This window comes from Halomarina oriensis, assembly GCF_009791395.1.
Classification (GTDB): domain Archaea; phylum Halobacteriota; class Halobacteria; order Halobacteriales; family Haloarculaceae; genus Halomarina; species Halomarina oriensis.
In genome coordinates this window covers 14,250-37,933 of record NZ_WSZK01000026.1, presented here as the reverse complement: position 1 = coordinate 37,933, position 23,684 = coordinate 14,250, and the positions used below count along the sequence as shown (strand labels likewise).

27 protein-coding genes and 1 tRNA gene are annotated in these 23,684 nt (G+C 68.2%); 14 read left to right on the top strand and 14 right to left on the bottom strand.

The window, feature by feature from the left end:
* Positions 1 to 90: 90 nt before the first annotated feature.
* Positions 91 to 774 carry a haloacid dehalogenase type II gene (locus GQS65_RS14985; RefSeq protein ID WP_158205442.1) on the top strand — a complete coding sequence of 228 codons (684 nt, stop codon included), beginning with the start codon at positions 91 to 93 and terminating at the stop codon, positions 772 to 774.
* A gap of 273 nt (positions 775 to 1,047) precedes the next feature.
* Complete coding sequence (locus tag GQS65_RS14980) at positions 1,048 to 1,572, top strand: HTH domain-containing protein (protein WP_158205441.1); 525 nt, start codon at positions 1,048 to 1,050, stop codon at positions 1,570 to 1,572.
* Between the two features lie 16 nt (positions 1,573 to 1,588).
* Here GQS65_RS14980 and GQS65_RS14975 read toward each other — a convergent pair whose 3' ends face one another.
* Entirely contained in the window at positions 1,589 to 3,049 is a 1,461-nt protein-coding gene (locus GQS65_RS14975) for an FAD-dependent oxidoreductase (RefSeq protein ID WP_158205440.1), read from the bottom strand.
* A gap of 118 nt (positions 3,050 to 3,167) precedes the next feature.
* Positions 3,168 to 3,341 (bottom strand): DUF7331 family protein, encoded by a 174-nt coding sequence (locus GQS65_RS14970; RefSeq protein WP_158205439.1) that lies wholly within the window; start codon positions 3,339 to 3,341, stop codon positions 3,168 to 3,170.
* Positions 3,342 to 3,541: 200 nt separating this feature from the next.
* Between GQS65_RS14970 and GQS65_RS14965 the strand changes: the two genes are divergently transcribed.
* Positions 3,542 to 4,600, top strand: coding sequence for a DUF3179 domain-containing protein (locus GQS65_RS14965; protein ID WP_158205438.1), 1,059 nt, complete (start codon positions 3,542 to 3,544; stop codon positions 4,598 to 4,600).
* Entirely contained in the window at positions 4,593 to 5,210 is a 618-nt protein-coding gene (locus GQS65_RS14960; RefSeq protein ID WP_158205437.1) for a hypothetical protein, read from the top strand. Before GQS65_RS14965 ends, GQS65_RS14960 begins: the two co-directional genes overlap by 8 nt.
* Before the next feature lie 21 nt (positions 5,211 to 5,231).
* Here GQS65_RS14960 and GQS65_RS21450 read toward each other — a convergent pair whose 3' ends face one another.
* Entirely contained in the window at positions 5,232 to 5,405 is a 174-nt protein-coding gene (locus GQS65_RS21450; protein WP_199268481.1) for a DUF7838 family putative zinc beta-ribbon protein, read from the bottom strand.
* 126 nt (positions 5,406 to 5,531) lie between these two features.
* On the opposite strand from GQS65_RS21450, the gene GQS65_RS14955 reads away from it, so the two are divergent.
* Entirely contained in the window at positions 5,532 to 6,065 is a 534-nt protein-coding gene (locus GQS65_RS14955) for a cob(I)yrinic acid a,c-diamide adenosyltransferase (protein ID WP_158205436.1), read from the top strand.
* A gap of 52 nt (positions 6,066 to 6,117) precedes the next feature.
* Positions 6,118 to 6,192: transfer RNA gene (locus tag GQS65_RS14950), tRNA-Val, on the top strand.
* 124 nt (positions 6,193 to 6,316) lie between these two features.
* Here the strand turns inward: GQS65_RS14950 and GQS65_RS14945 are convergent.
* Positions 6,317 to 8,785 carry a pre-peptidase C-terminal domain-containing protein gene (locus tag GQS65_RS14945; protein WP_158205435.1) on the bottom strand — a complete coding sequence of 823 codons (2,469 nt, stop codon included), beginning with the start codon at positions 8,783 to 8,785 and terminating at the stop codon, positions 6,317 to 6,319.
* 234 nt (positions 8,786 to 9,019) lie between these two features.
* On the opposite strand from GQS65_RS14945, the gene GQS65_RS14940 reads away from it, so the two are divergent.
* Positions 9,020 to 9,763, top strand: a complete 744-nt coding sequence (locus tag GQS65_RS14940; RefSeq protein WP_394351453.1) for a DUF1028 domain-containing protein — start codon at positions 9,020 to 9,022, stop codon at positions 9,761 to 9,763.
* Between the two features lie 66 nt (positions 9,764 to 9,829).
* On the opposite strand, the gene GQS65_RS14935 is transcribed toward GQS65_RS14940, so the two are convergent.
* Entirely contained in the window at positions 9,830 to 10,207 is a 378-nt protein-coding gene (locus GQS65_RS14935; RefSeq protein ID WP_158205433.1) for a 2Fe-2S iron-sulfur cluster-binding protein, read from the bottom strand.
* A gap of 93 nt (positions 10,208 to 10,300) precedes the next feature.
* Between GQS65_RS14935 and GQS65_RS14930 the strand changes: the two genes are divergently transcribed.
* Positions 10,301 to 10,756 carry a GNAT family N-acetyltransferase gene (locus tag GQS65_RS14930; RefSeq protein ID WP_158205432.1) on the top strand — a complete coding sequence of 152 codons (456 nt, stop codon included), beginning with the start codon at positions 10,301 to 10,303 and terminating at the stop codon, positions 10,754 to 10,756.
* 30 nt (positions 10,757 to 10,786) lie between these two features.
* On the opposite strand, the gene GQS65_RS14925 is transcribed toward GQS65_RS14930, so the two are convergent.
* The 3 genes from GQS65_RS14925 to GQS65_RS14915 form a co-directional block, all read right to left on the bottom strand.
* Positions 10,787 to 11,176 carry a hypothetical protein gene (locus GQS65_RS14925; protein ID WP_158205431.1) on the bottom strand — a complete coding sequence of 130 codons (390 nt, stop codon included), beginning with the start codon at positions 11,174 to 11,176 and terminating at the stop codon, positions 10,787 to 10,789.
* A 121-nt stretch (positions 11,177 to 11,297) separates the two neighbouring features.
* Positions 11,298 to 12,629, bottom strand: a complete 1,332-nt coding sequence (locus tag GQS65_RS14920) for a cytochrome P450 (RefSeq protein ID WP_158205430.1) — start codon at positions 12,627 to 12,629, stop codon at positions 11,298 to 11,300.
* A gap of 101 nt (positions 12,630 to 12,730) precedes the next feature.
* Positions 12,731 to 13,510 carry an SDR family NAD(P)-dependent oxidoreductase gene (locus tag GQS65_RS14915; protein WP_158205429.1) on the bottom strand — a complete coding sequence of 260 codons (780 nt, stop codon included), beginning with the start codon at positions 13,508 to 13,510 and terminating at the stop codon, positions 12,731 to 12,733.
* A 67-nt stretch (positions 13,511 to 13,577) separates the two neighbouring features.
* On the opposite strand from GQS65_RS14915, the gene GQS65_RS14910 reads away from it, so the two are divergent.
* Positions 13,578 to 14,606: an NAD(P)-dependent alcohol dehydrogenase gene (locus GQS65_RS14910; RefSeq protein ID WP_158205428.1), complete on the top strand. Its 1,029-nt coding sequence runs from the start codon at positions 13,578 to 13,580 to the stop codon at positions 14,604 to 14,606.
* Positions 14,607 to 14,648: 42 nt separating this feature from the next.
* On the opposite strand, the gene sucD is transcribed toward GQS65_RS14910, so the two are convergent.
* Positions 14,649 to 15,518, bottom strand: a complete 870-nt coding sequence (gene sucD, locus GQS65_RS14905) for a succinate--CoA ligase subunit alpha (protein ID WP_158205427.1) — start codon at positions 15,516 to 15,518, stop codon at positions 14,649 to 14,651.
* Positions 15,515 to 16,669: an ADP-forming succinate--CoA ligase subunit beta gene (gene sucC / locus GQS65_RS14900; protein ID WP_158205426.1), complete on the bottom strand. Its 1,155-nt coding sequence runs from the start codon at positions 16,667 to 16,669 to the stop codon at positions 15,515 to 15,517. Before sucC ends, sucD begins: the two co-directional genes overlap by 4 nt.
* Before the next feature lie 137 nt (positions 16,670 to 16,806).
* On the opposite strand from sucC, the gene GQS65_RS14895 reads away from it, so the two are divergent.
* Positions 16,807 to 17,355 (top strand): hypothetical protein, encoded by a 549-nt coding sequence (locus tag GQS65_RS14895; RefSeq protein ID WP_158205425.1) that lies wholly within the window; start codon positions 16,807 to 16,809, stop codon positions 17,353 to 17,355.
* On the opposite strand, the gene GQS65_RS14890 is transcribed toward GQS65_RS14895, so the two are convergent.
* From GQS65_RS14890 to GQS65_RS14880, 3 genes are all read right to left on the bottom strand, one after another.
* On the bottom strand, positions 17,290 to 17,976 hold the full coding sequence (locus GQS65_RS14890) for a hypothetical protein (protein ID WP_158205424.1): 687 nt from the start codon (positions 17,974 to 17,976) through the stop codon (positions 17,290 to 17,292). The genes GQS65_RS14895 and GQS65_RS14890 overlap by 66 nt on opposite strands.
* On the bottom strand, positions 17,973 to 18,578 hold the full coding sequence (locus GQS65_RS14885) for a hypothetical protein (protein WP_158205423.1): 606 nt from the start codon (positions 18,576 to 18,578) through the stop codon (positions 17,973 to 17,975). The genes GQS65_RS14890 and GQS65_RS14885 overlap by 4 nt, the downstream gene beginning before the upstream one ends.
* A gap of 134 nt (positions 18,579 to 18,712) precedes the next feature.
* Positions 18,713 to 18,928, bottom strand: coding sequence for a hypothetical protein (locus tag GQS65_RS14880; protein ID WP_158205422.1), 216 nt, complete (start codon positions 18,926 to 18,928; stop codon positions 18,713 to 18,715).
* An 85-nt stretch (positions 18,929 to 19,013) separates the two neighbouring features.
* Between GQS65_RS14880 and GQS65_RS14875 the strand changes: the two genes are divergently transcribed.
* The 3 genes from GQS65_RS14875 to GQS65_RS14865 all read left to right on the top strand — a co-directional run bounded on the left by GQS65_RS14875 (position 19,014) and on the right by GQS65_RS14865 (position 22,073).
* Entirely contained in the window at positions 19,014 to 19,967 is a 954-nt protein-coding gene (locus GQS65_RS14875; RefSeq protein ID WP_158205421.1) for an NADPH:quinone reductase, read from the top strand.
* 170 nt (positions 19,968 to 20,137) lie between these two features.
* Positions 20,138 to 21,520 carry a sodium-dependent transporter gene (locus GQS65_RS14870; RefSeq protein ID WP_158205420.1) on the top strand — a complete coding sequence of 461 codons (1,383 nt, stop codon included), beginning with the start codon at positions 20,138 to 20,140 and terminating at the stop codon, positions 21,518 to 21,520.
* A gap of 109 nt (positions 21,521 to 21,629) precedes the next feature.
* Positions 21,630 to 22,073 carry a hypothetical protein gene (locus GQS65_RS14865; RefSeq protein ID WP_158205419.1) on the top strand — a complete coding sequence of 148 codons (444 nt, stop codon included), beginning with the start codon at positions 21,630 to 21,632 and terminating at the stop codon, positions 22,071 to 22,073.
* Between the two features lie 118 nt (positions 22,074 to 22,191).
* On the opposite strand, the gene GQS65_RS14860 is transcribed toward GQS65_RS14865, so the two are convergent.
* Positions 22,192 to 22,890 carry a uracil-DNA glycosylase family protein gene (locus GQS65_RS14860; protein ID WP_368280247.1) on the bottom strand — a complete coding sequence of 233 codons (699 nt, stop codon included), beginning with the start codon at positions 22,888 to 22,890 and terminating at the stop codon, positions 22,192 to 22,194.
* A gap of 98 nt (positions 22,891 to 22,988) precedes the next feature.
* Between GQS65_RS14860 and GQS65_RS14855 the strand changes: the two genes are divergently transcribed.
* On the top strand, positions 22,989 to 23,654 hold the full coding sequence (locus tag GQS65_RS14855; protein WP_158205418.1) for a helix-turn-helix domain-containing protein: 666 nt from the start codon (positions 22,989 to 22,991) through the stop codon (positions 23,652 to 23,654).
* Positions 23,655 to 23,684: the final 30 nt, after the last annotated feature.

Below are 23,684 nucleotides of genomic sequence, written 5' to 3'. Positions count from 1 at the left end.
GAGGTGTCCGCGCGGCCTCGTCCCGTGGGGTACGAGCGATTCGGGCCAGACGGACCGCACAGCTATCCCCCTCGCCTCCGTGGTCCGCGTATGTTCGACGCCGACCGCGTCAGCGCCGTCACGTTCGACTCCTACAGCACGCTCGTCGACGTCGATTCGGTCGAGCAGGCGCTCGCCGACCGGGTCGACGACCCGACGCCCGTCTCCCGACTGTGGCGTGCGCGCTCGCTGGAGTACACGCTCGTCGCCAACCACGTCGACGCCTACCAGCCGTTCTACGAGATGAACCGCGACGCCCTGACCTACGCCCTCGACGTCCACGACGTCGACGTGAGCGAGGCGGAGCGCGACGACATCCTCGCCACCTACCACGAACTCGACGTGTTCGAGGACGTCCGCGAGAGCATCGAGCGCCTGCACGACGCGGGCTACCCGTGTCACGTCGTCTCGAACGGGAACCCCGAGATGCTCGACTCGATGGTCGAACACGCCGGTATCGGGGACCTGCTCGACGGCGTCGTCAGCGCTCACGAAGTGGAGACGTTCAAACCCGCCGCGGAACTGTACGAGTACGCGGCCGAGCAGGTGGGCGAACCGACCGAGGAACTGACTCACGTGAGCGCGCTGTGGCTGGACGTGCAGGGAGCGACCCACGCCGGGCTACAGGGCGTCTGGCTGAACCGCGAGAACGGGCCGTGGGAGCCGTTCGACGGGGAGCCGACGCTCGAAGTGCCGTCGATTCGCGCGTTCGCCGACCGACTGCTCGGCGGGTAGTCCGACCACGTGGCCGACGCGTTCGGGCGGTGCGTTCGGGCGGTCGGTGTCACTCAGTCGACGAGTCCCACGTCGTGGACGTGTCTCTCGAGGGCCACAGAGCTCTCGAACGTCCGTTCGCAGGCCGTACACGCGTGCTCGTCCGTCGTCTCGTTCGAGTCGTCCGTCATCACCGTGTGTCGGCGTCGCACGGAGATAACGTCTCGCTCGTCAGTCACGTCACGCTGAGAAAAGTTCTTGTTCGATGCAACTCGTCGCCATAGTAGGGACAGTATGGGAGCAACCAACAGCGGCGAGCGACGCGTCGAACTGTACGTTCGGTCGCTCGCACCGGGTGGAACGCATCGCCAGCAGGACACCGTCGTCCGTCGACTCGACGACCTCCTCGACGCTGGAGTCATCGGGGCGTACGACGTGCGCGTCTGGGGCGACCGCATCCGGCACGCCTCGGCGACCGCTCGAACCGCCGACGGTCGGCACGTCCAGGACCGACTCGCACGCATCGAGCGGTGGGCGGAGCGCGACGGCTACTCGCTCGACGGCATCTACCGCGAGGTGGAGTGTGAGTGCGCCATCACCGACGAGTCGTGGACCGAAGTTCGCTTCCCCGAAATCGCGCTCGCGGAGTTCGTCGACGACGAACTGGTCTCCCTCGCACCGTCTCGCGACCCCGACGCGGGCGAACTCGTCGGCGTCCTCGACCGACTCGCCGAACTCGACGGCACGACCGCCACGGGGAGCGAGGACGACCCCGGCGACGACCGCCGACCGGTCGAAGCGGGCCACGTCGACCACTGACCGCGCGGCGCGAACTTCAGATCGGTTCGGTCGGGTCCGGTACGTCGAGTTCTTCTTTCGCTTCGCGGAACAGGCCGTCCAGGATCTCCGGTGTCGTGGGGTGGTAGGCGCGGTCGGGAACCGTCCGGACGTCGAGGCCTCCCTCGACGACCACCTGCATCGTCTTCGCCATCACGTCCGCGTGGTAGTGCAGGCCCTGGTAGCCCAGCACCGTCCCGTCCTCGCCGACGACGAGGCGAGCGAGGCCTCGTGGTGTGTCCTTGGTCTTGAAGACGCCGTCGGAACTCGCCTCGCGGGTGACGCTGAACGCGTCGAGACCCGCTTCGGCCGCCGACGTCTCGGAGTGGCCGACGCGGGCGTAGGGGTAGACCGACAGCCCCGAGAAGACGACGTGGTGGTGGGTGTTGTGGTACTCGACGAGCGACTCACCGTCACGGTGGCGCAGGACGTTCGCGGCGGCGACCTGCGCCTGTTCCTTGGCGACGTGGAGGATGGGTTCACGGCCGTTCGCGTCGCCCACGACGAACACCCGCTCGTCGTCGCGTGCCTGCATCGTCGCACCGACCCACTCGTCGTCGGTTCCGACACCCCACGCGTCCAGGCCGAGTCCGTCGAGGGCGGGGCGACGGCCCGTGAACAGGTACAGTTCGTCGGCCTCGACCTGCCGCTCCTCACCGCCCTGTTCGTAGGTGAGACGGACGCCCTCGTCCGTCGGGTCGGCGGTTCCCGCCTCGTCGGTGTCGCCGGTCCCCACGGGAGCGACCGACTGCTCGTACGCGTTCGTCAGGACGTCGACGTCGAACTCCTCGCGGTACATGTCGAGCAGTTCGTCGCCGAAGGGGGCGTCAGCCTCGTCGAGCGGTCGCTCGTCGTGTTCGACGACGGTGACGTCCATCCCGCCGACCTCCGAGAGATACGGCACCATCTCCAGGCCGATGTAGCCAAAGCCCATCACGAGCGCCGAGTCGCCGAACTCGGTCGCGTCGAGCACGTCCGCGCTGGTCCGGTAGGGAACCGAGTCGAGTCCGGGGAGGTCGGGGACGTTCGCGGTCGAACCGGTGGCGACGACGACGTAGTCCGCGTCGACCGTCTCCTCGCCGATTCGGACCGTCCCTTCGCCGGTCAGCGTCGCCGTCTCGTGGCGGAAGGTGACGTTCTCGCGGTCGGCGAGGTCGTCGACGGCGGCCCGTCGGTGGGCCGCGAACGTCGAGACGTGTTCGTCTTTCGTCGCCACGACCCGTTCGAGGTCGACGTCGGGAGGGTCACCGGGGAGTCGGTCGTCGACGCGCGTCTGGTAGTGGTGGGCGGCGGCGGAGTAGACGTCCTTCGATGGCATACAGCCCCGGAGGATACAGAGGCCGCCGCCGGGGTCGCCGTTGTCCGCGAGGACGAGTTCGACGTCCGGTTCGTCGGCCAGTGCGTCCGCGACGGCGACCCCGGCGCTCCCGTAGGCCCCGATGATGACGACACGTGTCATAACAGAGGACCGTCGGGAACCCGCTTAGCGCTTCGGCCCTCGTGCGGGCGGGGACACGTCACCAGCGCCACCGCTCGTCACCGGTTCCGAAAACGGAGAAGGGTCGGTACGAAGCCGTTCAGGCGTCCTGTGGCTTCGTGCGTTCGATAGGGTAGGCGACGTCGGACTGGATCCACGCTCCGTTCGCTTCCGGGTCGTAGATGATGACCTGCCCGTCTTCCAGTTCGAGGGCGACACAGTCCGGTTCCGTCGTCGATTCCGTCCGCGACTCGTCGTACGTCCGTGTGCTCATTGTTGGGGATTCGTCTTTCGTCGTCGAACCGTTCGACATTCGATAGTATGTCATGGAGTAGCATAAGTCTTCTACTCTCGTGTGTCGGGTCCACACATCGTCACCCGACGGCACACACCCGATACCGACGCCGTTCGGTCTGTGCGAGACGTTCGCACGTCCGGTCGAGCGTTAACCCGTCGGGCCGCTTCCGGGCGGATATGAACCGACGGACGTTCCTCGCGGCGACCGGAGTCGCACTGGGGGCGCTCGCCGGCTGTCTCGGTGCCGGACGCGAGTCCGAGGGCGGGTCGGGACCGCCGTCGACGGACGCCCCGCTCCCACTCGCTCACAGCCCTGCCTTGCTCCGCGAACACACCGTCTCGGGTGGCCCCGGCAAGGACGGCATTCCGGCCATCGACGAGCCACGGTTCGTCGACGCGACGGCCCCGGCCCTCGACGACGGCGACGTCGTGTTCGGGGTCGAAATCGATGGCGACGCCCGCGCGTACCCGCAGGACGTGCTCGTCTGGCACGAGATCGTCAACGACACCGTCGGCGGGCGTCCGGTGAGCGTCACCTACTGCCCGCTGACGGGGACCGCACTCGGCTTCGAGCGCGGCGACACGTCGTTCGGCGTCTCCGGGGACCTCGTCAACTCCAACCTCGTGATGTACGACCGTGCCACCGACAGCCGGTGGCCCCAGGTCGTCGCCACGGCCATCGACGGTCCGCTCGAAGGCGACTCGCTCCGCCAGTTCCCGGTCGTCTGGACGACGTGGGGTCGCTGGCGAACGGCGTACCCCGACACCGACGTGCTCTCGACGGACACCGGATACGTCCGGAACTACGACGACGACCCGTACGGAGGGTACAACCCGACGACCGGCTACTACGCGAGTTCCGGCACCCTGTTCGCCCCGCTCCACGAGGACGACCGCTTCGAGCCGAAGGTGCCGTTCCTCGTGACCCGAGGGCCGTCGTCGGAGGCCACCGACCGACCGTCGGTCGCCGTCCACAAGGCGACGCTCCGCGAGCGTGGCGTCCTCGCGGCCGGCCGGTCCCTCGCCGTCTCCGACCCCACTCTCGACACGGGCTACCTCTACCGGACCGGTCCGGACACACCCGACCCCGGAGCGTTCTCGTGGACGGACGGTCGGGTCCGTGGCCCCGACGGGACGTACGCCCCGTCGGCGGTACCGCTGCCCGCGACGACGACGTTCGACGCGATGTGGTTCGCGTGGGTCGGTTTCTACCCCGAGACGGAGGTCCATGCCTGACGCCACCGTCGTCACGCGGTCCCGACGGACCGTCGGTCACACTCGCCGTGCGGTCGCGTTCGCGCTCTCTCGTCGGGACGGCGTGGCAGTGTTCGGCGTCGTCACCGCCGCCTACCTCCTCGCGTACCTCGTCGTCGTCGGACACCTCGGTCCCGGTGACGGTACGTGGGGGGTGACGGTCGTCTCGGACCCGCTGTCACGAGCGCTCCGCCCCCGTGGCGCGTTCCGGTTCGAACCGGTCGCCGGTCTCGCTGCCGGGCCGGTGAGACTGCTCGTCGCGCCGCTGACGCTCGCGGTCGGTGGCGTCCTCGCGGCACTCGTCGGCGTCAACCTCTCGCTGTCGTCGCTCGCCGTCCGCCAACCGACCGCGTGTGGGCTCTCGCCGTCGACCGGCGTGCTCGCCGCCGTGCCCGGTCTGCTCTCGGGGGCGGCGTGCTGTGGGCCGACGGTGCTGCTCGTCCTCGGCGTTCAGGCGTCGGGACTCCTCCTCTCGGCGTTCTCCGTGCTCGTTCCGGTCTCGACGCTGTCGTTGCTCGTGAGTCTCGTTCTCGTCGGTCGATACGTCTCGCCGGGCGGCGCGACCGCTCGTGACTCGTTCGACTCGTCGTGAGAACTCTCCCGTCGATACCGGTCAGGCCTGTACGTCGGCGTCGCTCTCGATGTCACCGATGCGGACGAAGCCGTAGTCACACTCGCTACAGCTCCACTTCGTCTTCTCGCCGAGGTGGACGAGCGTGCTCGCCGTCCGCCAGAACGTCCGTTCTTCACCGCACTCCGGGCAGTAATGTTGGGTCTCGAGGCTCATACTCCCGTCTCCTCCCGCGTCGCACTTCACGCTTCGCTTTCGCCGACACCTGCCCCGGCCGAGCGGCGCACGCGCCGGGCGGCCGAGCGCGGTCGGCTATAAGTCGATGGCGCGTGAGGACGGCGTATGAAGATCTACACCGGCCGTGGCGACGAGGGGATGACCGACCTCCGGAACATGTCCCGCGTCTCGAAGACCAGCGCACGCATCGAGGCCTACGGTACGGTCGACGAGGCCAACGCGCTCATCGGCGTCGTCCGTCCGTCGGGCCACGACGACGTCGACGAGCACCTCCGAGCCATCCAGAACCACCTCCACATCATCCAGGCGGACTTCGCGGACCCGGACGACGACAGCGACGTCCCCCGCATCGGCGAGGCGGCGGTCGACGAACTGGAGGCGTGGATGGACGGCTACGACGACGAACTCGACCCGCTGTCGTCGTTCATCCTCCCCAGCGGGAGCGAACCGGGCGCGAAACTCCACCACGCCAGAGCGGTGGTCCGCCGGGCCGAACGCCGAGCGGTGGAGTTGGCCGCGAGCGACCCCGTCAACGCCGAGGCCATCGCGTACCTCAACCGCCTGTCGGACGCGCTGTTCGTCTTCGGTCGCGTCGTGAACAAGCGAGAGGGCGTCCCCGAGGAGTCACCGACGTACTGAGGTCACCGGACAAGGGAATCGTTAAGTCCCGCGACCGATTTTTCACGACTGCGGGTTGGTGATCTAGGCCGGTTATGATACCTCCTTCACACGGAGGAAGTCGGCGGTTCAAATCCGCCCCAACCCATCCTCGCGTCACAACGGCCGTGAGCGAAGCGAGCGGTCCGTGGTTCACGGTCCGCCTCGGCCGTCTTCGCGTTGCGGTGCGTGCGTCTCGCTACTCACCGAGTGCAAAAAAGCCGAAGCGGTCGTTACTGCTCGCGGCGTGCGAGGAGGGCGACAGCCAGTAGCGCGACCACGGCCACCACGACACCGAAGCCGGGGCCGAAACCACTGGAGGAGTCCGTCTCCTCGCCACCCTGCACGATGCCTGCCTCGTCGGAGGAGTTGTTGACCGGTGCGCCCGGCCCGGCGGCGGCCTCCTCACCGTCGGTGGTGGTCACGGGCGACTCGCTGTCGTCGGTCGGTGTTCCGTCGTCGGTCGGTGTTCCGTCGTCTGTCGACGTGCCGTCGTCGGCTTCGGTCGGCGTGTCGGTGTCGTCGGACCCGCTCGGTTCGGTCGTCGACTGGTCCGTGTCGCCGCTCTCGTCGGTCGACGAGTCCGAGTCGTCGCTTCCGCCATCGCTGGCCGAGTCGGAGTCGCTACCCCCATCGTCGGCCGAGGAATCGGAGTCGTCGGACGAGTCGGTGTCGTCGCCTCCCGCCGAGGAGTCGTCACCATCGTCAGCGGACTGACTGGAGTCGTCCGTCGACCCGTCGTTCGTGGAGTCGTCGCCGTCGTCGGTCGACTCCGACCCGTCGTCGGTCGACGAATCGTCGCTCGTCTCGGAGTCGCCGGCGTCCGTCGAGGAGTCGTCCGACGAGTCCGAGTCGTCGCTGGTGCTCTCGTCGGTGTCGTCGTCTTCCGCCTCGGTGTCGTCGGTGTCGTCGGTGTCGCTGTCGTCGGACTCGTCGGGGGTGGTCGTTCCGTCGTCGGCACCGCCAGTGTCGCCGTCGTCCGACTCGTCGGACTGGTCGCCGTCGGATGCACTTCCGTCACCGGAGTCCGGCGACTCGGTCGTGTCGTCGGGAGACTCCGTCTCGTCGGGTGAGTCCGTGGTGTCGTCGGGTGTCTCGGTCTCGTCGGGTGTCTCGGTGTCCTCTACCGGCGCGTCGGCGCTGACCGCGAGCGAGTAGGCGTCGAAGCCGGTCATACCGCCGCTCACTTCGATGTAGTACTCGCCGTCGGCAGGTGCGGTGGCCGAGAGTTCGGGCGGGTCGCACGGCCCGGCACCGGGCGTGCAGCTCGTCTCGACTTCGTCGAGGACCGTGCCGTCCGCGGTGAGGATGCGGACGTCGTAGGAGTTGCCGATACGACCGACGCCACGGTCCACGTCGGCGGTGATGGTCGAGCCTTCGGCGGCGGAGACGACGTAGTAGTCCTCGTCGCCCTCACCGAGGACGGCGTCGATGGTCGCGGACCCGGAGAGCGACGCGGCGCTACTCGTCTGGTCGTTCGACTCGTAGTCGTCGGGGGCGGCCGTGTCGACGGTGAAGCGGTACTCCTGGGCGTCCTCTTCCGGCAGGCTGCCGGAGTACGTGAACTCGACGGTGTACTCGCCGCCCTGTGCGGCCTGTCCACCGAACAGTTCGGGGTCGACGAACTCGCCGTTCTCGGTGGCGAACTCCTCGCCGTCGGGACCGTAGACGGTCGCCGAGACGACGTCGGGTTGGCCGACGAGTGCGGAGACGCGGACGTAGTCCCCCTGTTCGACGTCGAAGGTGTAGGTGTCGCTGGTGTCGCCCGTCGAGAGCGTGTCGGTCTGCTCCGAACCGACCGTCGCGTCCTTGGGGTCACCGTCGTCGACCTGCTGTGGCTCCTCGCTCGGTGCTTCGAAGCTCGTGTACATCGAGTAGGCGTCGTAGCCGCGGATGCCGTCCTCGCCGGGAGCGACACGGACGTAGTAGGTGCCGTCCGACGGGGCGGTCGTCGAGATACCCTGTGGGTTGCACGGCCCGGCACCGGGCGTGCAGACGCTCTCCGTCTCGGCGAGGACGGTGCCGCTCCCGTCCAGTATCTGGACCGAGTAGGAGTTGTCGAGGAGGTTCTCGTCACGGTCGAGGTCGGCGACGATGGCCGTCCCTTCCGCGGCCTCGAAGCTGTACCAGTCCTCCTCACCCTCGCCGAGTTCGGCGTCGACGGTCGTCGTCTCCTGGAGCGTGGCCGCCGAACCCGTTCCGCCGTTCGGTTCGTAGTCGTCGGGGGCGACGACGTTCACCTCGAAGTCGTACTCGACGGGGGTCGCTTCGGAGTACGCGGAACCGCCCTCGAAGACGACGCGGTACTCGCCGGTCTCGGGTGCCTCTGCACCCCGAAGAATCCACTCGGGGTAGAGCTCGAACGTCTCGAGTTCCTGCCCGGACGGCCCGAGGATGGTCATGTCGACGCCGGTCGCTGCGCCGTTGTACGTGCCGACACGCAGGTACTCGCCCTGTTCCGCCTCGAACGTGTAGACGTCTCTCGTGTCGTTCTCCGACAGCGAGTCGCTGTACTCCTGGCCCAACTGGACGCTGGTCGAGTCGTTACCGGCGTCCTGGAGCGCGGCACTCGCGCCGAGGCCGACGACCCCGAACGCGCCGCTGGCGACGACGAGCAGGGCTACGGAGAGAGCAGCGATTCGTTGGAGAGCAACCCGGGCGCGGGAACTGTCCGACTTCTCAGTCGGTCTTCTACGGCGCATAATCGTTCGGTTCACCATCCCGTTGTAAATATGTTGACAAAAAGTCACACGGTAGTGAGTCTCATCGAACGATGACTGTGGTTGCGAGAGATACCTGTTCGCTCGACGCGCGCCTCTCTCGGGTCCGAACGGCGGCGACCGCCGGAGCGTCCGTCTCGCGCTGTCGGGCCGCGTTCGGTCCCGTGTCTCCCGTCGGCGGAGTCAGTTATAGGGACTCCCGCCCTCGGTCCGTGCGTGACGTTTTCCATCTGTGTCAGAGAGGAGTACCGGCCCGCCGATGGGGAGGCGGCCGCGTTGCTCGACGAGGAGGACTCGGCCGACCACTACACGCGCTTCGGCGTGGCCGTCACCACCAGACTCCCCGGCGTCGGAACGCTCTGTCCGTTCGTCGGCGAGAACGGTGCTATCGCCACCCAGAGTCTCGTCAACGTCCGACTGGGCCGGAAGGGGATCGCCTACCTCGACGACGGACTCGCTATCGACGCCGCACTGGAGGCGCTGCTCGACGCCGACGATGGGCGTGCACAGCGACAGCTCCACGGCGTCGACCGGGACGGGACGTTCGCGTTCTCCGGCGAGGAGTGCAACGACTGGTACGGCCACCACGTCGGGGAGAACTACACGGTCGCGGGGAACCTGCTCACCGGGGAGTCGGTCGTCGAGGCGGTCGCCGAGGCGTACGAGGCCACCGCGAACGACGACGAGCGACCGCTCGCCGAGCGCCTCGTCGACGCGCTCGCCGCGGGACACGCCGAGGGTGGCGACAGACGCGAGGACCTCCCCATCCAGAGCGCGGCGTTGCGCGTCGTCTCGGACGAGCCACGGGACTACTCGCCGTACTACGACGACCTGCGCGTCGACGCCAGCGAGACGCCCGTCGCCGACCTCAAGGAGACCTACGAACTCGCGCGCCAGGGGTACGAGGACGTCCTCGACAAGTACGACGACGGCGAGGAGGACGACCCGGACGCGGAGTGAACGAGCGGACGAACACGGGCGAGAGAGCCCCACCGCGCTGTGTCACGGGACCCTGGGACGACCCGCTCACTCCCGTGGGTCGTGGGCGCGGTCACCCCACACCAGTTTCTCGGGGATGCGGACGTGGGTATCGTGCTCGACGGTGAGCTGACAGGAGAGGCGTGGGTAGCCAAAGCGGGCGGCCAGTCGGTCGTGCCAGTGCTCGGGCGCACGTGGAGTGAGTACACGAACGCCACAGGTCGCACACAGCCCCCGACCGCCGCAGTTGACGCGTTCGGTGACCGACGTGTACGGCGAGCGGCCGGCGTCCAGTAGCGCCCGGCGGAGGTTCGTCCCCGGCGTGACCGACAGCACCGTCGTCTCGCCGTCGTGGTCGACGGTCAGCGTCACCGGCGCTCCCCCGTCGCCCGTCGCGTCGTCCGCACCCGTCGATTCGCCGGTCATGGTCGTCGTTCGGTCGCCGACGAGTTACGCCTTGCCGGTCGCGCCGCCGCCCGAATCCGACGAGTTTTCGGGGGGCACGGCCGACCCTCCGCCATGACCGACGAGCGTGGTCCGCGGGTCGTCGTCGACGACGACCGCGAGGCGGCCCTCGACATCCGACGGGCGGTGTTCGTCGAGGAGCAGGACGTGCCCGAGGAACTGGAACTGGACGAGTACGACGACGCCCCCGACACCGACCACGTCGTCGCCTACGACGGCGAGACGGCCGTCGGGACGGCCCGACTGCGCCCCTCCGGGACGGCGGCCCCCGACCCGGTGGGGAAGGTCCAGCGGGTCGCCGTCCTCGCCGACCGGCGGGGCGATGGGTGGGGAAGCCGACTGATGAGACGGGTCGAGACGCTGGCGCGGGAGCGTGGCTACGAACGGCTCACCCTCGACGTCCAGACACAGGCCCGCGGGTTCTACGAGCGCCTCGGCTACGAGGTAGTCGACGAGACGGAGTTCGTGGACGCTGGTATCCCTCACGTTCGGATGGAAAAGCGGGTGTGACGGCGAGAGAGACGGACCGCGCTCGGCCACTCAGCGCTCGGTTCGGATGCGGTACTCGTCGCGCGCGGCCTGGAGCGCCGCGGCGAAGATGGCGAGGTAGTCGACGACGTCGAGGTCCTCCAGTCGGTCGCTGGCGACGCGACTCGCGCTCGACGTCTGCACTTCGAGCGCCTCGTCGCTCTCGTCGTCCTCGTCGCCCTGCGTCGAGACCCTGTCGATGGGGTCCTCGTCCTCGTCGTCGACGCGCTCGACGGCGTCCTCGGTGTCGCTCGACGACGACCCCTTGCTCCGGCCACGAAGCTTGAGCACGACGAACAGGACCGCCAGCAGACCCAGCGCGCCGACGACGCCTTTCACCTTCCCGCCGCCTCGCTCTATCTCCTCGATTTCGACTTCCTCGGCGATGTCTGAATCGGTCATTGTCGGTTCGAGAGGTTCGCCAGCCGCGTATTTAGTCGCTCAACTGCCGGAGATACTGGCCGCCACTCGGCGGAGACCACCGCGAACGCCGAGGAGACGGGTGCGTCGAGCGGTCGGCCGCTCAGTCGCGCTCGTGGAACACGACGTCGACGGGGTCTCGCGGGTGCATCGTGAGCGACGGTCGCAGTTCGAGGTCGGGGTCCGACACCAGTTCCGGCGAGTAGCGCCGCAGTATCAGGCTCATGATGATCTTCGCCTCGACCAGCGAGAACTGCCGGCCGATGCACGCCCGTGGGCCGGCCCCGAACGGGAAGTACGCGTAGGGGTGGCGTTCGCGGACCCGTTCGGGCGTCCAGCGCTCGGGGTCGAACCTCTCGGGGGCCTCCCAGTAGTCGGGATGGCGGTGGAGCACCCACTGGGGGACCATCAGCAGCGAGTCCGCCGGGACGCGATACCCGCTCAGTCGCACGTCGACGTTCGACTGTCGGAACAGCGTGTAGACCGGCGGCAGGACGCGCATCGTCTCTTTGAGTACCCGTTCGGTGTACGAGAGGTCACGCAGGTCGCTCATCCCCGGCAGTTCGCCCTCGTCGAGGACCGAATCGACCTCCTCGTGGAGGCGTTCGAGCACGTCCGGGAGCTGGCCGACCTGGTGAAACGCGTAGGTGAGCGTCAGCGCGGTGGTGTCGTGGCCCGCCAGCAGCATCGTCATCATCTCGTTGCGGACCTGCTCGGTCGTCTGGTCGCCCGCCGCTTCGGCCCGGAGGAGCCGCGAGAGGAAGTCCTCGCCGTCGACGTCGCCCGCGCGACGCCGGTCGATGAGGTCCTCGACGATTCCCTCCAGCGTCGCCAGCGACTCGTTGTACTCGCGGTTGCTCGGCGTCGGCACCCACGCCGGCGTCAGGAAGCGAATCGGGTCCGGTTCGAACCGAGTTCCCAGCGGTTCGAGGTTGTCCTGGACGGCGTAGACCGTCTCCTCGTCGGGGTCGACCCCGAACATCGCGCCGACGATGACGTCGACGGTGAGGCGGGCGAGGGGGAGTTGGACGTCGAACGGCTCTTCGACCGGCCAGTCGTCGAGGGCGTCCGTCGTCTTCTCGCCCATCGTCTCGACGAGGCTGGCGATGCGGCCCATGTTGAACGCCGGCTGGGCGATAGACCGCTGTTGTTCCCAGTAGTCGCCCGTCGAGAGGAGGAGGCCGTCGCCCAGCAGTCCCGTCAGCGCGTCGTCCTGGAAGTCCGCCTTCCGGAACGCCGCCTCGTCGTTCATCAGCACCGTCTCGACGTCGTCGGGGTTCATGAGGATGAACGTATCGAGCGGCCCGAGTTGGAATTTGGCGATGTCGCGGTACGCGCGACGGACCGCGTCCATGAACCGGAACGGGTCACGCGCGTAGTCGAACGTGCTGCCCACCACCGGCGGTTCCGGCGGTCCGGGCGGCTGGGTGTCCATAGAGAAAGGACGGTCCAGCGGGCGATAAGGGTTGGTTCGGTCGGGGTTCGGTAGTGTGGTTTCGGTGGGGACGGATGGTGGGGACGTCCGCCGGTCTGCGCTCACCGAACGGTGTAGCCACCGTCGACGACGACACACGCCCCCGTCATGTACCGCGAGGCGTCGCTGACGAGAAACAGCGCCACGGGGGCGACGTCCTCCGGCCCGGCGATGTCGTCCATCAGCATCTCGTCGCTCCACACCTCGTCGATGTTCGGGTCCACCGCGTCGGCCTGGTCGGTGTTGTCCGTCCGGACGTACCCCGGTGCCACGGTGTTGACGCGGATGTCGTGTTCGGCCCACTCGGAGGCCAGTTGGCGCGTGAACGCCTCGACACCGCCCTTCGAGGCGTTGTACGCGACCTGTCGCTGCGGGTAGTTGGCGACGAGCGCCGACATCGAGGAGACGCTGAGGATGGTCCCACCGCCCGACTCTATCATCTCGCGGCCGACGTGTTTCGAGCAGCAGAACGCCCCGCGGAGGTTGACGTCGACCACCGAGTCCCACTCCTCGACGGTCATCGTCTCCGCCGCCTCGTGGACGACGATACCCGCGTTGTTGACGAGTACGTCGATACTGTCGAACGCCTCGACGACGGCGGCGACCATCGACTCGACGCTCTCCTCGTCGGCCACGTCCACCTCGACGGCGAGCGTCTCGACACCCGTCTCCTCGGCGATTTCGGTGGCCGTTTCCTCACCCGACTCGACGTCCCGGTTGGCGACCACGATGTCCGCGCCCGCCTCGGCGAGTGCCTGCGCGATGGCTCGGCCGATACCGCGGTTCCCGCCGGTGACGATGGCCGTCTGCCCGTCGAGTCTGAACCTGTCGAGAACGGTCATGGTCCAGTGACAGAGCGTGCCGTGATAACACGTTCGGGCTTTTGTGGGTGGCCCGCGAGTCCCGACCATGCGCGCTGCCGTCCTCACCGAACCACACGAGTTCCGACTCGAAGACCGTCCGCGGCCCGACCCGGCCGTAGACGAGGTGCTCGTCGCCATCGGCGACGTCGGCATCTGCGGGTCGGACGTCCACTACTACGAACACGGCCGCATCGGCGACTACGTCGTCGAGGAACCGCTCGTCCTCGGTCACGAAGCGGCCGGTGAGGTGGTCGCGGTGGGCGACGACGTCACCTCGCTCGAAGCCGGCGACCGGGTCGCCCTCGAACCGGGAGTCCCCTGTCGGCGCTGTGCGCACTGCAAGCGCGGCGAGTACAACCTCTGTCCCGACGTGACGTTCATGGCGACACCACCGCACGACGGCGCGTTCGCCGAGTTCGTCGCGTGGCCCGCCGACTTCACGTACCGACTGCCCGACCACGTCTCGACCACCGAGGGGGCGCTCTGCGAACCGCTCTCGGTGGGCATCCACGCCTGTCGGCGTGGTGAGGTCGAGACGGGTGACACCGTCCTCGTCGCCGGTGCGGGTCCTATCGGGCTGCTGGTGCTCGCCGCAGCACGAGCGGCGGGTGCGACGGACGTGCTCGTCACCGACGTCGTCGACGAGAAACTCGCGTTCGCCGACGAGCGTGGGGCCGACCGCACCGTGAACGTCGCCGAGGCGGACCTCGAACCGGTCGTCACGGAGTGCACCGACGGTGAGGGGGTAGACGTGGTAATCGAGGCCTCCGGCGCGGAACCGTCGATTCGCTCGACGCTCGACGTGGTTCGACGCGGGGGCGTCGTCGTCCTCGTCGGCCTCGCCAGCGAGGCGACGGTTCCGTTCGACGTGCTGGACGTGGTGGACAACGAACTCGACGTGCGTGGGTCGTTCCGCTACGAGAACACCTACCCGGCCGCCATCGACCTGCTCGCGGACGGTGCCGTGGACGTGGGCGGGTTGGTCGACTTCGAGATGGGGCTGGACGACGTAGACGATGCGTTCCAGCGAGCGCAGGAGCCAGCGGTGGTGAAGGGGATGATTACGTTCGAGTGACGACCCGCGAGAACGGCAGAACGTGAGAGCTGCGACGCCCGCTCAGAGCAGGTCTTCGACGTTGTCGGCGACCTCCTCGGGGGTGTCGCCGACGGGGACGCCCGCGTCCTGTAGTGCCGAAATCTTCGACTCCGCCGTCCCGGTTCCGCTGCCGGAGACGATAGCGCCCGCGTGGCCCATGCGCTTTCCGGGGGGTGCCGTTCGACCGGCGATGAAGCCGGCGACGGGCGTGTCCATGTGTTCGCCGATGAACGCGGCGGCCTCCTCCTCGTCCTCGCCACCGATCTCACCGCACATCACGACGGCGTCGGTGTCGGGGTCGTCCTCGAACAGGCCGAGGGCGTCGACGAAGTCCGTCCCGATGATGGGGTCGCCACCGATACCGACGGCGGTGGTCTGACCGATACCGCGCTGGGTGAGACTGTCGACGACCTGGTAGGTCAGCGTCCCCGAGCGGGAGACGAGACCGACGTTGCCCGACGAGAAGATGTTGCCCGGCAGGATGCCGAGTTTCGCCTCGCCGGGCGTGATGAGACCGGGGCAGTTGGGACCGACGAGGTGCGTGTCGGTCTCCGAGAGGCGCTTGTAGACCCGCGCCATGTCCTGCTGGGGGACGCCCTCGGTGATGGCGACGACGAGGTCGAGGTCCGTGTCGAGCGCCTCGAACATTGCGTCGGATGCGAACGCCGGCGGGACGAAGACGACGCTCGCGTCGGCGTCCTCCTCGTCGACGGCGGTCGAGACCGTGTCGTAGACCGGGATGCCGTCGACCTCCTGCCCGCCCTTGCCGGGGACCGCACCGGCGACGACGTTCGTCCCGTAGTCGACCATCTGCTGGGTGTGGAACTTGCCTTCCCCACCGGTGATGCCCTGTACCACTACGCGCGTGTCGTCGTCTACGAGAATGCTCATTTGTCTGCCTCCGTGTCCGCGTACTCGACGGCGCGCTGGACGGCGTCCTCCAGCGTCTTCTCGACCGTCACGAGGTCGGTGTTCAGGATCTCCATTCCCTCCTCGGCGTTCGTCCCGGCGAGACGGACGACGACGGGTTTGGGAATCTCGTCGAACGATTCGAGCGCTTCGTTGATACCCTTCGCCACCTCGTCACCACGGGTGATGCCGCCGAAGATGTTGAACACGACACTGTCGACGTTCTCGTCGGAGAACACCATGTCCAGTGCGTTCGCGACACGGGACGCCTTCGCGCCGCCCCCGATGTCGAGGAAGTTGGCGGGCTCTCCTCCATAATAGTCGACGAGGTCCAGCGTCGTCATGACGAGGCCCGCGCCGTTGCCGATGATACCCGTGTTGCCCGAGAGTCGGACGTAGTCGAAGCCGTACTCGTCGGCCTTCGCTTCGAGGTCGTCCTGAGCGGTGTCGCCCTCCTCTTCCATCTCCCGCAGGTCGGCGTGGCGGAACAGCGCGTCGTCGTCGATGTTCATCACGGCGTCCGCACAGACGACCTCGCGGTCGCTCGTGATCATCACCGGGTTGACCTCGATGTCCGTCGAGTCCTTGTCGTCCCAGAGCTGATACAGCGTCGTCAGGACGCTCGCGACGTCCATCGCCACGTCGCGCTCGACGCCGGCGTCGTAGACGGCCTTGCGCGCCTGGAACGGGTGCATCCCGAACGACGGGTCGACGTGGACGCGCGAGATGGCCTCGGGCGTCTCCTCGGCGACCGACTCGATGTCGACGCCGCCTTTCGTCGAGACCATGGCGACCGGTTTGCCCTCGTTGCGGTCCATCGTGACGCCGACGTAGAGTTCGTTGACGAAGTCGACGGCCGCCTCGACGAGCACGCGGTCGACGTGCAGGCCCTTGAGGTCCATGCCGAGGATGCGGTCTGCGGCCTCGCGTGCCTCCTCCTCGGAGTCGACGAGTTCGATACCGCCGGCCTTCCCCCGGCCGCCGACCTGTACCTGCGCCTTGATGGCGACCGGGTAACCCACGCGGTCGGCCGCCTCGACGACCTCGTCGACGCTCGCGGCGAGTTCCGAATCGGGTACCGGAAGCCCCGCGTCGGCGAAGACCTGCTTCGCCTGATACTCGTGGAGTTTCATCGCCTGTAGGCGCGTTCGGACCCCGCTTAAATCCCGACGGTTCCGGTATGGTTCGCGTCTCCCCGTGGCCTCACGACGGCCCTGCTCCCGAGTTCGCCACCGCGGTAGACTGATGACGAAACCCATCAACCGGACCCGTGACCGAGAAACAGCCGTTCTCGGAGTTCTCGCTCGTGGTCGGCGTGGCGCTCCTCTCGGTCGGTGCGGTACTGTTCGTCGCCGGTACTCCGGCAGCGGCCTGGTGGCTCTTCACCGCACTGGGGCTCACCCTCCTCGTCGGCGTCGTGGGAAAACGACTGTTCTCACCGTCGCTGTCGAACGAGGCCAGCATCGAAGGCCCTGGACGGGGACTCGCGTTCATGCTCCTGAGCGTGTCGATACGCTACGAGATGTACCTGTTGGGACTCCCGGTGTTGGACCTCCTCGACGGAGCCCCGGAAGTGGATAGTGTCGTCGTGGTCGCGGCCGGCCTCTGGGTCGCAACCGCCGGCGCGTGTTCGTCGTCGGCCTCGCCGAGTTCACCGGCGTCGACCGACCTGCCGAACGCTGACGGTCCTGGGGACGAGCGCACGATACGACCTCCTGGCAGGGTTCGTCACCATCCGAGAGAAACCGCTTGGCTACTGCCCGGACGAGCGTGTCCGCATCCGGTCGGCCAACTGCGTCGAGACGCTCGACAGCCGTGACGCGCCCAGCGCGGCGACGACGAGTCCGCCCATCGTGTTGTAGAACAGGTCGAGGACCGTGTCGCCCAGGCCGTACTGCGTGAGCACCTCGTTCGCCCCCAACAGCGACGAGACGACACCGATGTAGAACTCCAGCAGTTCCCAGACGACGCCGAACGCCATCACGAACAGCAGGATGGCGAGGAACATGAACCGTGGCGGCAACCGGATGGCCGTCGAGTACTGCTGGAGTGCCAGCAGCGTCGCCAGGGCGGCCCCGGCGACCAGCGACGAGGACATCGCGTGGGTCAGGTGGTCCCACCACCAGGTCCCGGCGTAGAGCGTGAAGTCGATGCCGGGAATCGCCAGCGTCCCCAGCGCGTGGAGGAACATCGCCGCCGTAATCCAGAGGACGAGACCGACCCCGAGCGTCAGGTCGAACCGTCGTGCCAGCAGGTTCGGGAGGAACGTCACGAGCAAGCCGACGCCGGCGTTGACCGCGACGCCGCCGTTGCCCGTCAGGAGGCCGACGAGGAACATCCCGGCGATGAGCACCTGGAGGACGCGGACGAGTGCGCTCTCACGGGCCGGTGAGAGCCGACGTCGTCGGGCCGCCTCGGTGCTGGGGGTGCGTTCGCTCATGCCGCGACCCCCTCGATACCCTCGGCGTCCAGTGTCGCACGGAGTTTCCGGCGGAAGTACCACCGGAAGACGCCGCCAGCGACGAGACTCGCCAGCAGTGCGGCGGTGAAGACGGTCATCAACTCGTCGTTCGTCTCCAGGAACGTCGTTCCGAGGAACCGTGCGGAGGCGGCCGACCCGAGCGCCCAGAACCCCGTGAACGCGAGCGTCGTGACGACGACGAACCCGACGGCGACGTTGGGCGTCATCCTGAGGGCCGTCGTCGACTGGAGCGCCACGATGGCGAGCAACGCGAGCGTCGCTATCCCGACACCGTCGACGACGTCCCCGAGGAACGTCGGCCCGTACGCGCCGGCCCCCACCGGTATCGTGGCGACGAACAGCAAGAACCACGGGACGGTCCGCTTCCACGACCGGTAGACCAGCGGCGGGACGAGCGCCACCGCGGCCGTCGCCGCCGCCAGTACCGTGTCGACCAACAGTCCCTCCAGGAGGTAGACGACCGTTCCGAGCACCATCAGTACCGTGAAGAACCACGCGATAACCGCGTTCACCCGCCGATCCCTGACGAACCACTCCTCCGGTAACTGCTGTTGACTCATGTTGCACCTCGACGGAAGCGCGACGGTGGGCGCGGCCGCTCGTCACACCCCGACTCGTCGTGAGAGTCGGTACCCAACGACGTGAACCTATCGGGCGACTGACTCGTCTCCGGACCTGTCCGGGGACGAACTCGTCAGTCGTCGAGGTCGGCGTACATGCGCGCCAGTCCGCACTCCGGGCAGACCGCCGCACCGAGGGGGTGTTTCTCCTTGACACCGAGGCTCCCGAGGAGTCCCTCGCGGTTCTCGTCGGAGACGACGCGGACGGTGAACCCATCGTCGGTCCGCACCGTCATCGATTCGAGCGTCACGCCACAGTCCGGACAGCGTCGGTCCACTGGAGGGGCCATGCGACACGCTCGTCGCCCTCGGGCAAAAACTGTTGACCTCACTCGCGCCACCTACGCTTTTGCCACGGGGCGACGACCTCCCGGTATGCACGCAGTTCGTTACCACGAGACTGGTGGTCCCGACGTACTACAGGTCGACGACGTCGACCCGCCGGACCCCGGCCAGGGCGAGGTCCTCGTCGACGTCCACGCCGCCGGCGTCAACCCCGTCGACACCTACTTCCGGACCGGCGCGTACCCCGTCCCCGAACTCCCGTGGACTCCCGGGTCGGACCTCGCGGGCGTCGTCGGTGCGGTCGGTCCCGGTGTGGAGGCGTTCACGGTCGGCGACCGGGTGTTCGGAACCGGCCTCGGCCGGACCGTCCAGGGGAGTCACGCCGAACAGGTCGTCGCCCCCGTCGACCACGTCGCGGTGCTGCCCGACGACGTGTCGTTCAACGAGGGGGCGGCCGTCGCACTCGTCGGCGTCACCGCGTGGCGGGCGCTCGTCGGGTACGCCGACCTCGAACCCGCCGAGACGTGTCTGGTCCACGGTGCGAGCGGCGGCGTCGGTCACGTCGCCGTCCAACTCGCCGAGGCGACGGGCGCACGGGTCGTGGCGACCGCCAGCGAGCAGTACCACGACCACCTCCGGGATCTGGGGGCGGACGTCGTCCTCGACTACCACCGCGAGGACCTCGAATCGGCCATCGCGGAGGCCGGCGCGCCCGACGTGATTCTCGACACGTTCATGGACGAGTACTTCCCGCTCGACGCGCGAGTCGCCGCCCACGGCGCGCGCATCGTCGGCATCGGCAACACGAGCGACGAGGCCCGCATCCCGCTGGGGCCGGCGAAGTCGAAGGACCTCGACTTCCAGGTGATGTCGATGTTCAACGTCGAGGCGTACGGGCCGATTCTCGACCGACTGGGCCACCTCGTCGTCGCGGGTGAGGTCGTCCCCGAAGTCGCAGAGACGTTCCCGCTGGCGGAGACGGCCGACGCCCACCGGACGGTGATGGAGGAGTCGTTCCTCGGGAAACTCGTCGTCGAACCCTGAACGGGCCGGGGGTCACCCGTCGCTTCTCGCCGTCCGACCCAGTGCCGTGAATCACACGACAGTTGAACGACACGCCGGAATACGGACGACTCGTCGCCTCGGTGGCACGAACGTCGTCGGGAAACTACCGTGGCGTTTATTGTGAGGCCGTGAGTCGCCACACCGCACACATGGTAGAACGTGAGACGTGGGCGACGCGTGCGGGGTTCATCCTCGCGGCTATCGGGAGTGCCGTCGGGTTGGGGAACATCTGGCGGTTCCCGTTCCAGACGGCGACCAACGGCGGGTCGGCGTTCCTCCTCGTCTATCTCGTCGCAGTGCTGGTCATCGGCATCCCGGCACTGCTCGGGGAGTTCGTCGTCGGCCGGCGGGCGAACATCAACGCCATCGAGGCGTTCAACAAGCTCGGCCGCCCACAGTGGGCGTTCGTCGGTGCCATCGGCGTCCTCGGCTCGTTCTGGACGCTGTCGTACTACAGCGTCGTCGGGGGGTGGGTCCTCCGGTTCATCTACGGCTTCGCCTCCGGCGTCGTCCTCGACCAGCCACAGACGTACTTCACCGACGTGGCGGCGACGGGCCTCGACGCCGTCGCGCTCCACGGTCTGTTCATGCTCGTCACGGCGGGTATCGTCGCGCTGGGTATCGAGGACGGTATCGAACTGGCGACGAAGTTCATGGTGCCGAGCATCGTCGTCCTGTTGCTCGGGCTGGCCGTCTACGCGTTCACCCTCCCCGGGTCGGGCGCGGGCTACGAGTTCTACCTCTCACCCGACTTCGCTACCGTCGTCGAGAACTGGACGACGGTCGTTCCGGCCGCGGCGGGACAGGCGCTGTTCAGCCTCTCGGTCGGGTTCGCGGTGATGATTACGTACGCGTCGTACCTCTCGAAGGACGACAGCCTGCCCGCCGACGGCCTCACCATCGCCGTCTCGAACTCGTTCGTCGGCTTCCTCGCGGGCCTCGTCGTCATCCCGCTGCTGTTCGCCGCGGGCATCACCATCGGCGGCGAGGGGAGTCTCGTCAGCGGGAGCGGCGGCGCGGGTGCGGTGTTCATCGGCGTCACCACGGCGCTCGTCGACCTGCCGGGGCTGGCCGCACGCGTCGTCGGCGCACTGTTCTTCGGGACGGTCCTCATCGCGGCCATCTCCTCGTCCATCAGCCTGCTCGAAGCCGTCGTCTCGTATCTCGTGGACAACTACGCGCTGCCGCGTGCGCCCACCGCGGCCGGCCTCGGCGGCGTCGTCTTCCTGCTCGGCGTCCCCTCGGCGCTCGACACGGCGTGGCTCACCTGGTTCGACGGTATCAGCGTCTCGCTGTTCCTCCCCGTCGTCGTCCTGCTGGTCGTGCTGTTCGTCGGCTGGGAGCTCGGCGGCGAGGCCGTCGACGAACTCCGACAGGGGACGAGCGGTGGGACGCTGCTCCCGATGGTCTGGCTCTGGAGCCTCCGGACCGTCGTGTTGCTCGCCATCCTCGTCGTCGTCGGCCTGAACTTCTACGACCTGTTCCTGACGCCCGAGGCCGGCGACTACTTCATCGTCCCGCCCGGTCTGTAGCCGGGCCACGCCGTCGGTCCGGTCGTCGCTCCGACTCTCCGGCGACCCGCGCCGGACGCCCTGCCGGTGGCGAGTGACGTAAACCGTCCAGCCCCCTACGTTCGAAGACATGGTATCCCCGAGCGCCCGGTATCGAGCGACGGCGGACGACTCGCGCTCGGACGACCGGACCGAGTACCGACCCGGCGTCTGCAACATCGGCCGAACCGAACAGCGCAGACGCTACCGATACGCCGCAGTCGGGGCGCTCGTGACGCTCGGCTACCTCGCCGCGCTCGTCGTCACCGACGCACCGACGGGTCTCGTCCTCGGCGCGTTCGCGCCGCTGGCGCTGGCCGTCGAGTTCTCGATTCAGGCACGGACGCAGTTCTGCGTGCGGTTCGCCCTCCGCGGCCGCTATGACTTCACCGGGTCCGGCGGCGACTCGGGACGGGTGACCGCGTCGGCGAACCGACGGGCCGACACCGTCTCGGCGGCGAAGGTGACGGTCTTCTCGCTGCTCGTCGCCGGCGTGGCGACGGGGGCGCTCTACGTGGGCGGTACGATGCTCTGACCGACGCTCGCCCCGTCGCCGCTGTCGCCCCGTCGCTCTCCGCCCGACTCACCGCGGATGCACCACGACCCACGTCCACACGCGATAGTCGGAGCGCCGTCTGCACGCCGAAGGGTCGTCAGCGGACGCGCCAGGTGTCCTCGCCGGGGAGGAACCGACCGAGGTCGACCTCGCGGCGGAAGTCAGTCGACTGGAGCGCCCGGAGCGCCTGGACGAGTCGCTCCTCGTCGCCGTCGTCCCACTCGCTCGGGTCGCGGACGGGGTAGACGAGGAAGCCGCTCCCCCGTATCTCGGTGCCGTGGAGGGCGGCCACGTCGTCGTCGGTCTTGGCGGCCTGCGCGGTGTACTCGGAGAGGACGTGGCGCGTCGCACGCTCGCCGACCGGGAGGAGGACGTGAGCGGCGATGGCACGCAACTCGGCGTCGAAGTACCGCTCCATCTCGGCGTACTCACGCTCGGTCGGCGTCCCGTCGGGGACACACATGTGCAGGTACGAGAGGAACGTCCCGCGAACGGTCGGTCGGGGACCGGCCTCGTCGAGCAGTCCGGCCTCGACGAGCGCCCGCTGGAGGCGCACTCCGGCGTCGTTCGTGAACGGGACGCCGCTGCCGTCGAGGCCGGTCCCGTCGTCCTCGTCGGTCGGGGCCGTCTCGGCCGTCGTCGTTCCGCCGTCCGGACGCGACGCCCCGCCGTGGACGCCGGGGTGGTCGCCGACGACGTGGAAGGCGGCGTTGGCGTCGCCGTACCCGGGGACGTACTGCTCACAGGGCGGACGCATGCCGAACGGGTTGTTCGTCCGGTCGGTGACGTTCTCCACGGGGGACGGTAGACGTGGCACGGCAAATGCCGTGCGGTTCGAGCGTGCCTGCTTCCGCAACCCCCAACGCTTTGCCACCGCTCTCCGACCCGCGGAGTATGGCTGTCGTCGTCGTCGGTCGGGTTCCCGTGGCGGAGTTCGCACTCGAAGAGACGCTCTCGGCGGTGCCCGACGTGGAGTTCAACGGTGGGCGTATCGTCCAGTCCGCCGAGGACGAGGTCGTCCCCGTCATCTGGGGACGAGGTGGTGAGCGAGCGGCGGTCCAAGCGGCGCTCGAAGACGACCCGTCGACCGAGGAGGCGGAACTGCTCGTCGACCTCGAGGACGAGTGGCTCTACCGGATGCGCTGGACCGACCGCGTCCACCTCGTCCTCCAGATGCTGCTGGACTCGCACGCGACTCTGCTCGACGCGGAGGTGGCCAGCGACGCCGAACACTGGTCGCTCCGACTGCTCTACCCGACCCACGACGAACTCTCGAAGACCTACGACTACTGTACGGAGAACGACGTCACCTTCGACATCCGGAAGGTCTACGAGATGGACGAGGAACCCGCCGGACAGTACGGCATCACCGAGGGGCAGTTCGCCGCACTCGAAGCGGCGTGTGAAGGGGGCTACTTCCGGGTCCCGCGCGAGACGAACCTCGACGCCATCGGCGAGGACCTGGACCTCTCACACCAGGCCGTCTCCGAACGCATCCGTCGCGGGATGGACAGTCTCGTGAGCGAGACGCTCCTCATCGGAAACAGCCGACAGAAGTAGGCTCGGGCGGGAACGCGAGTGCCCCTCCCG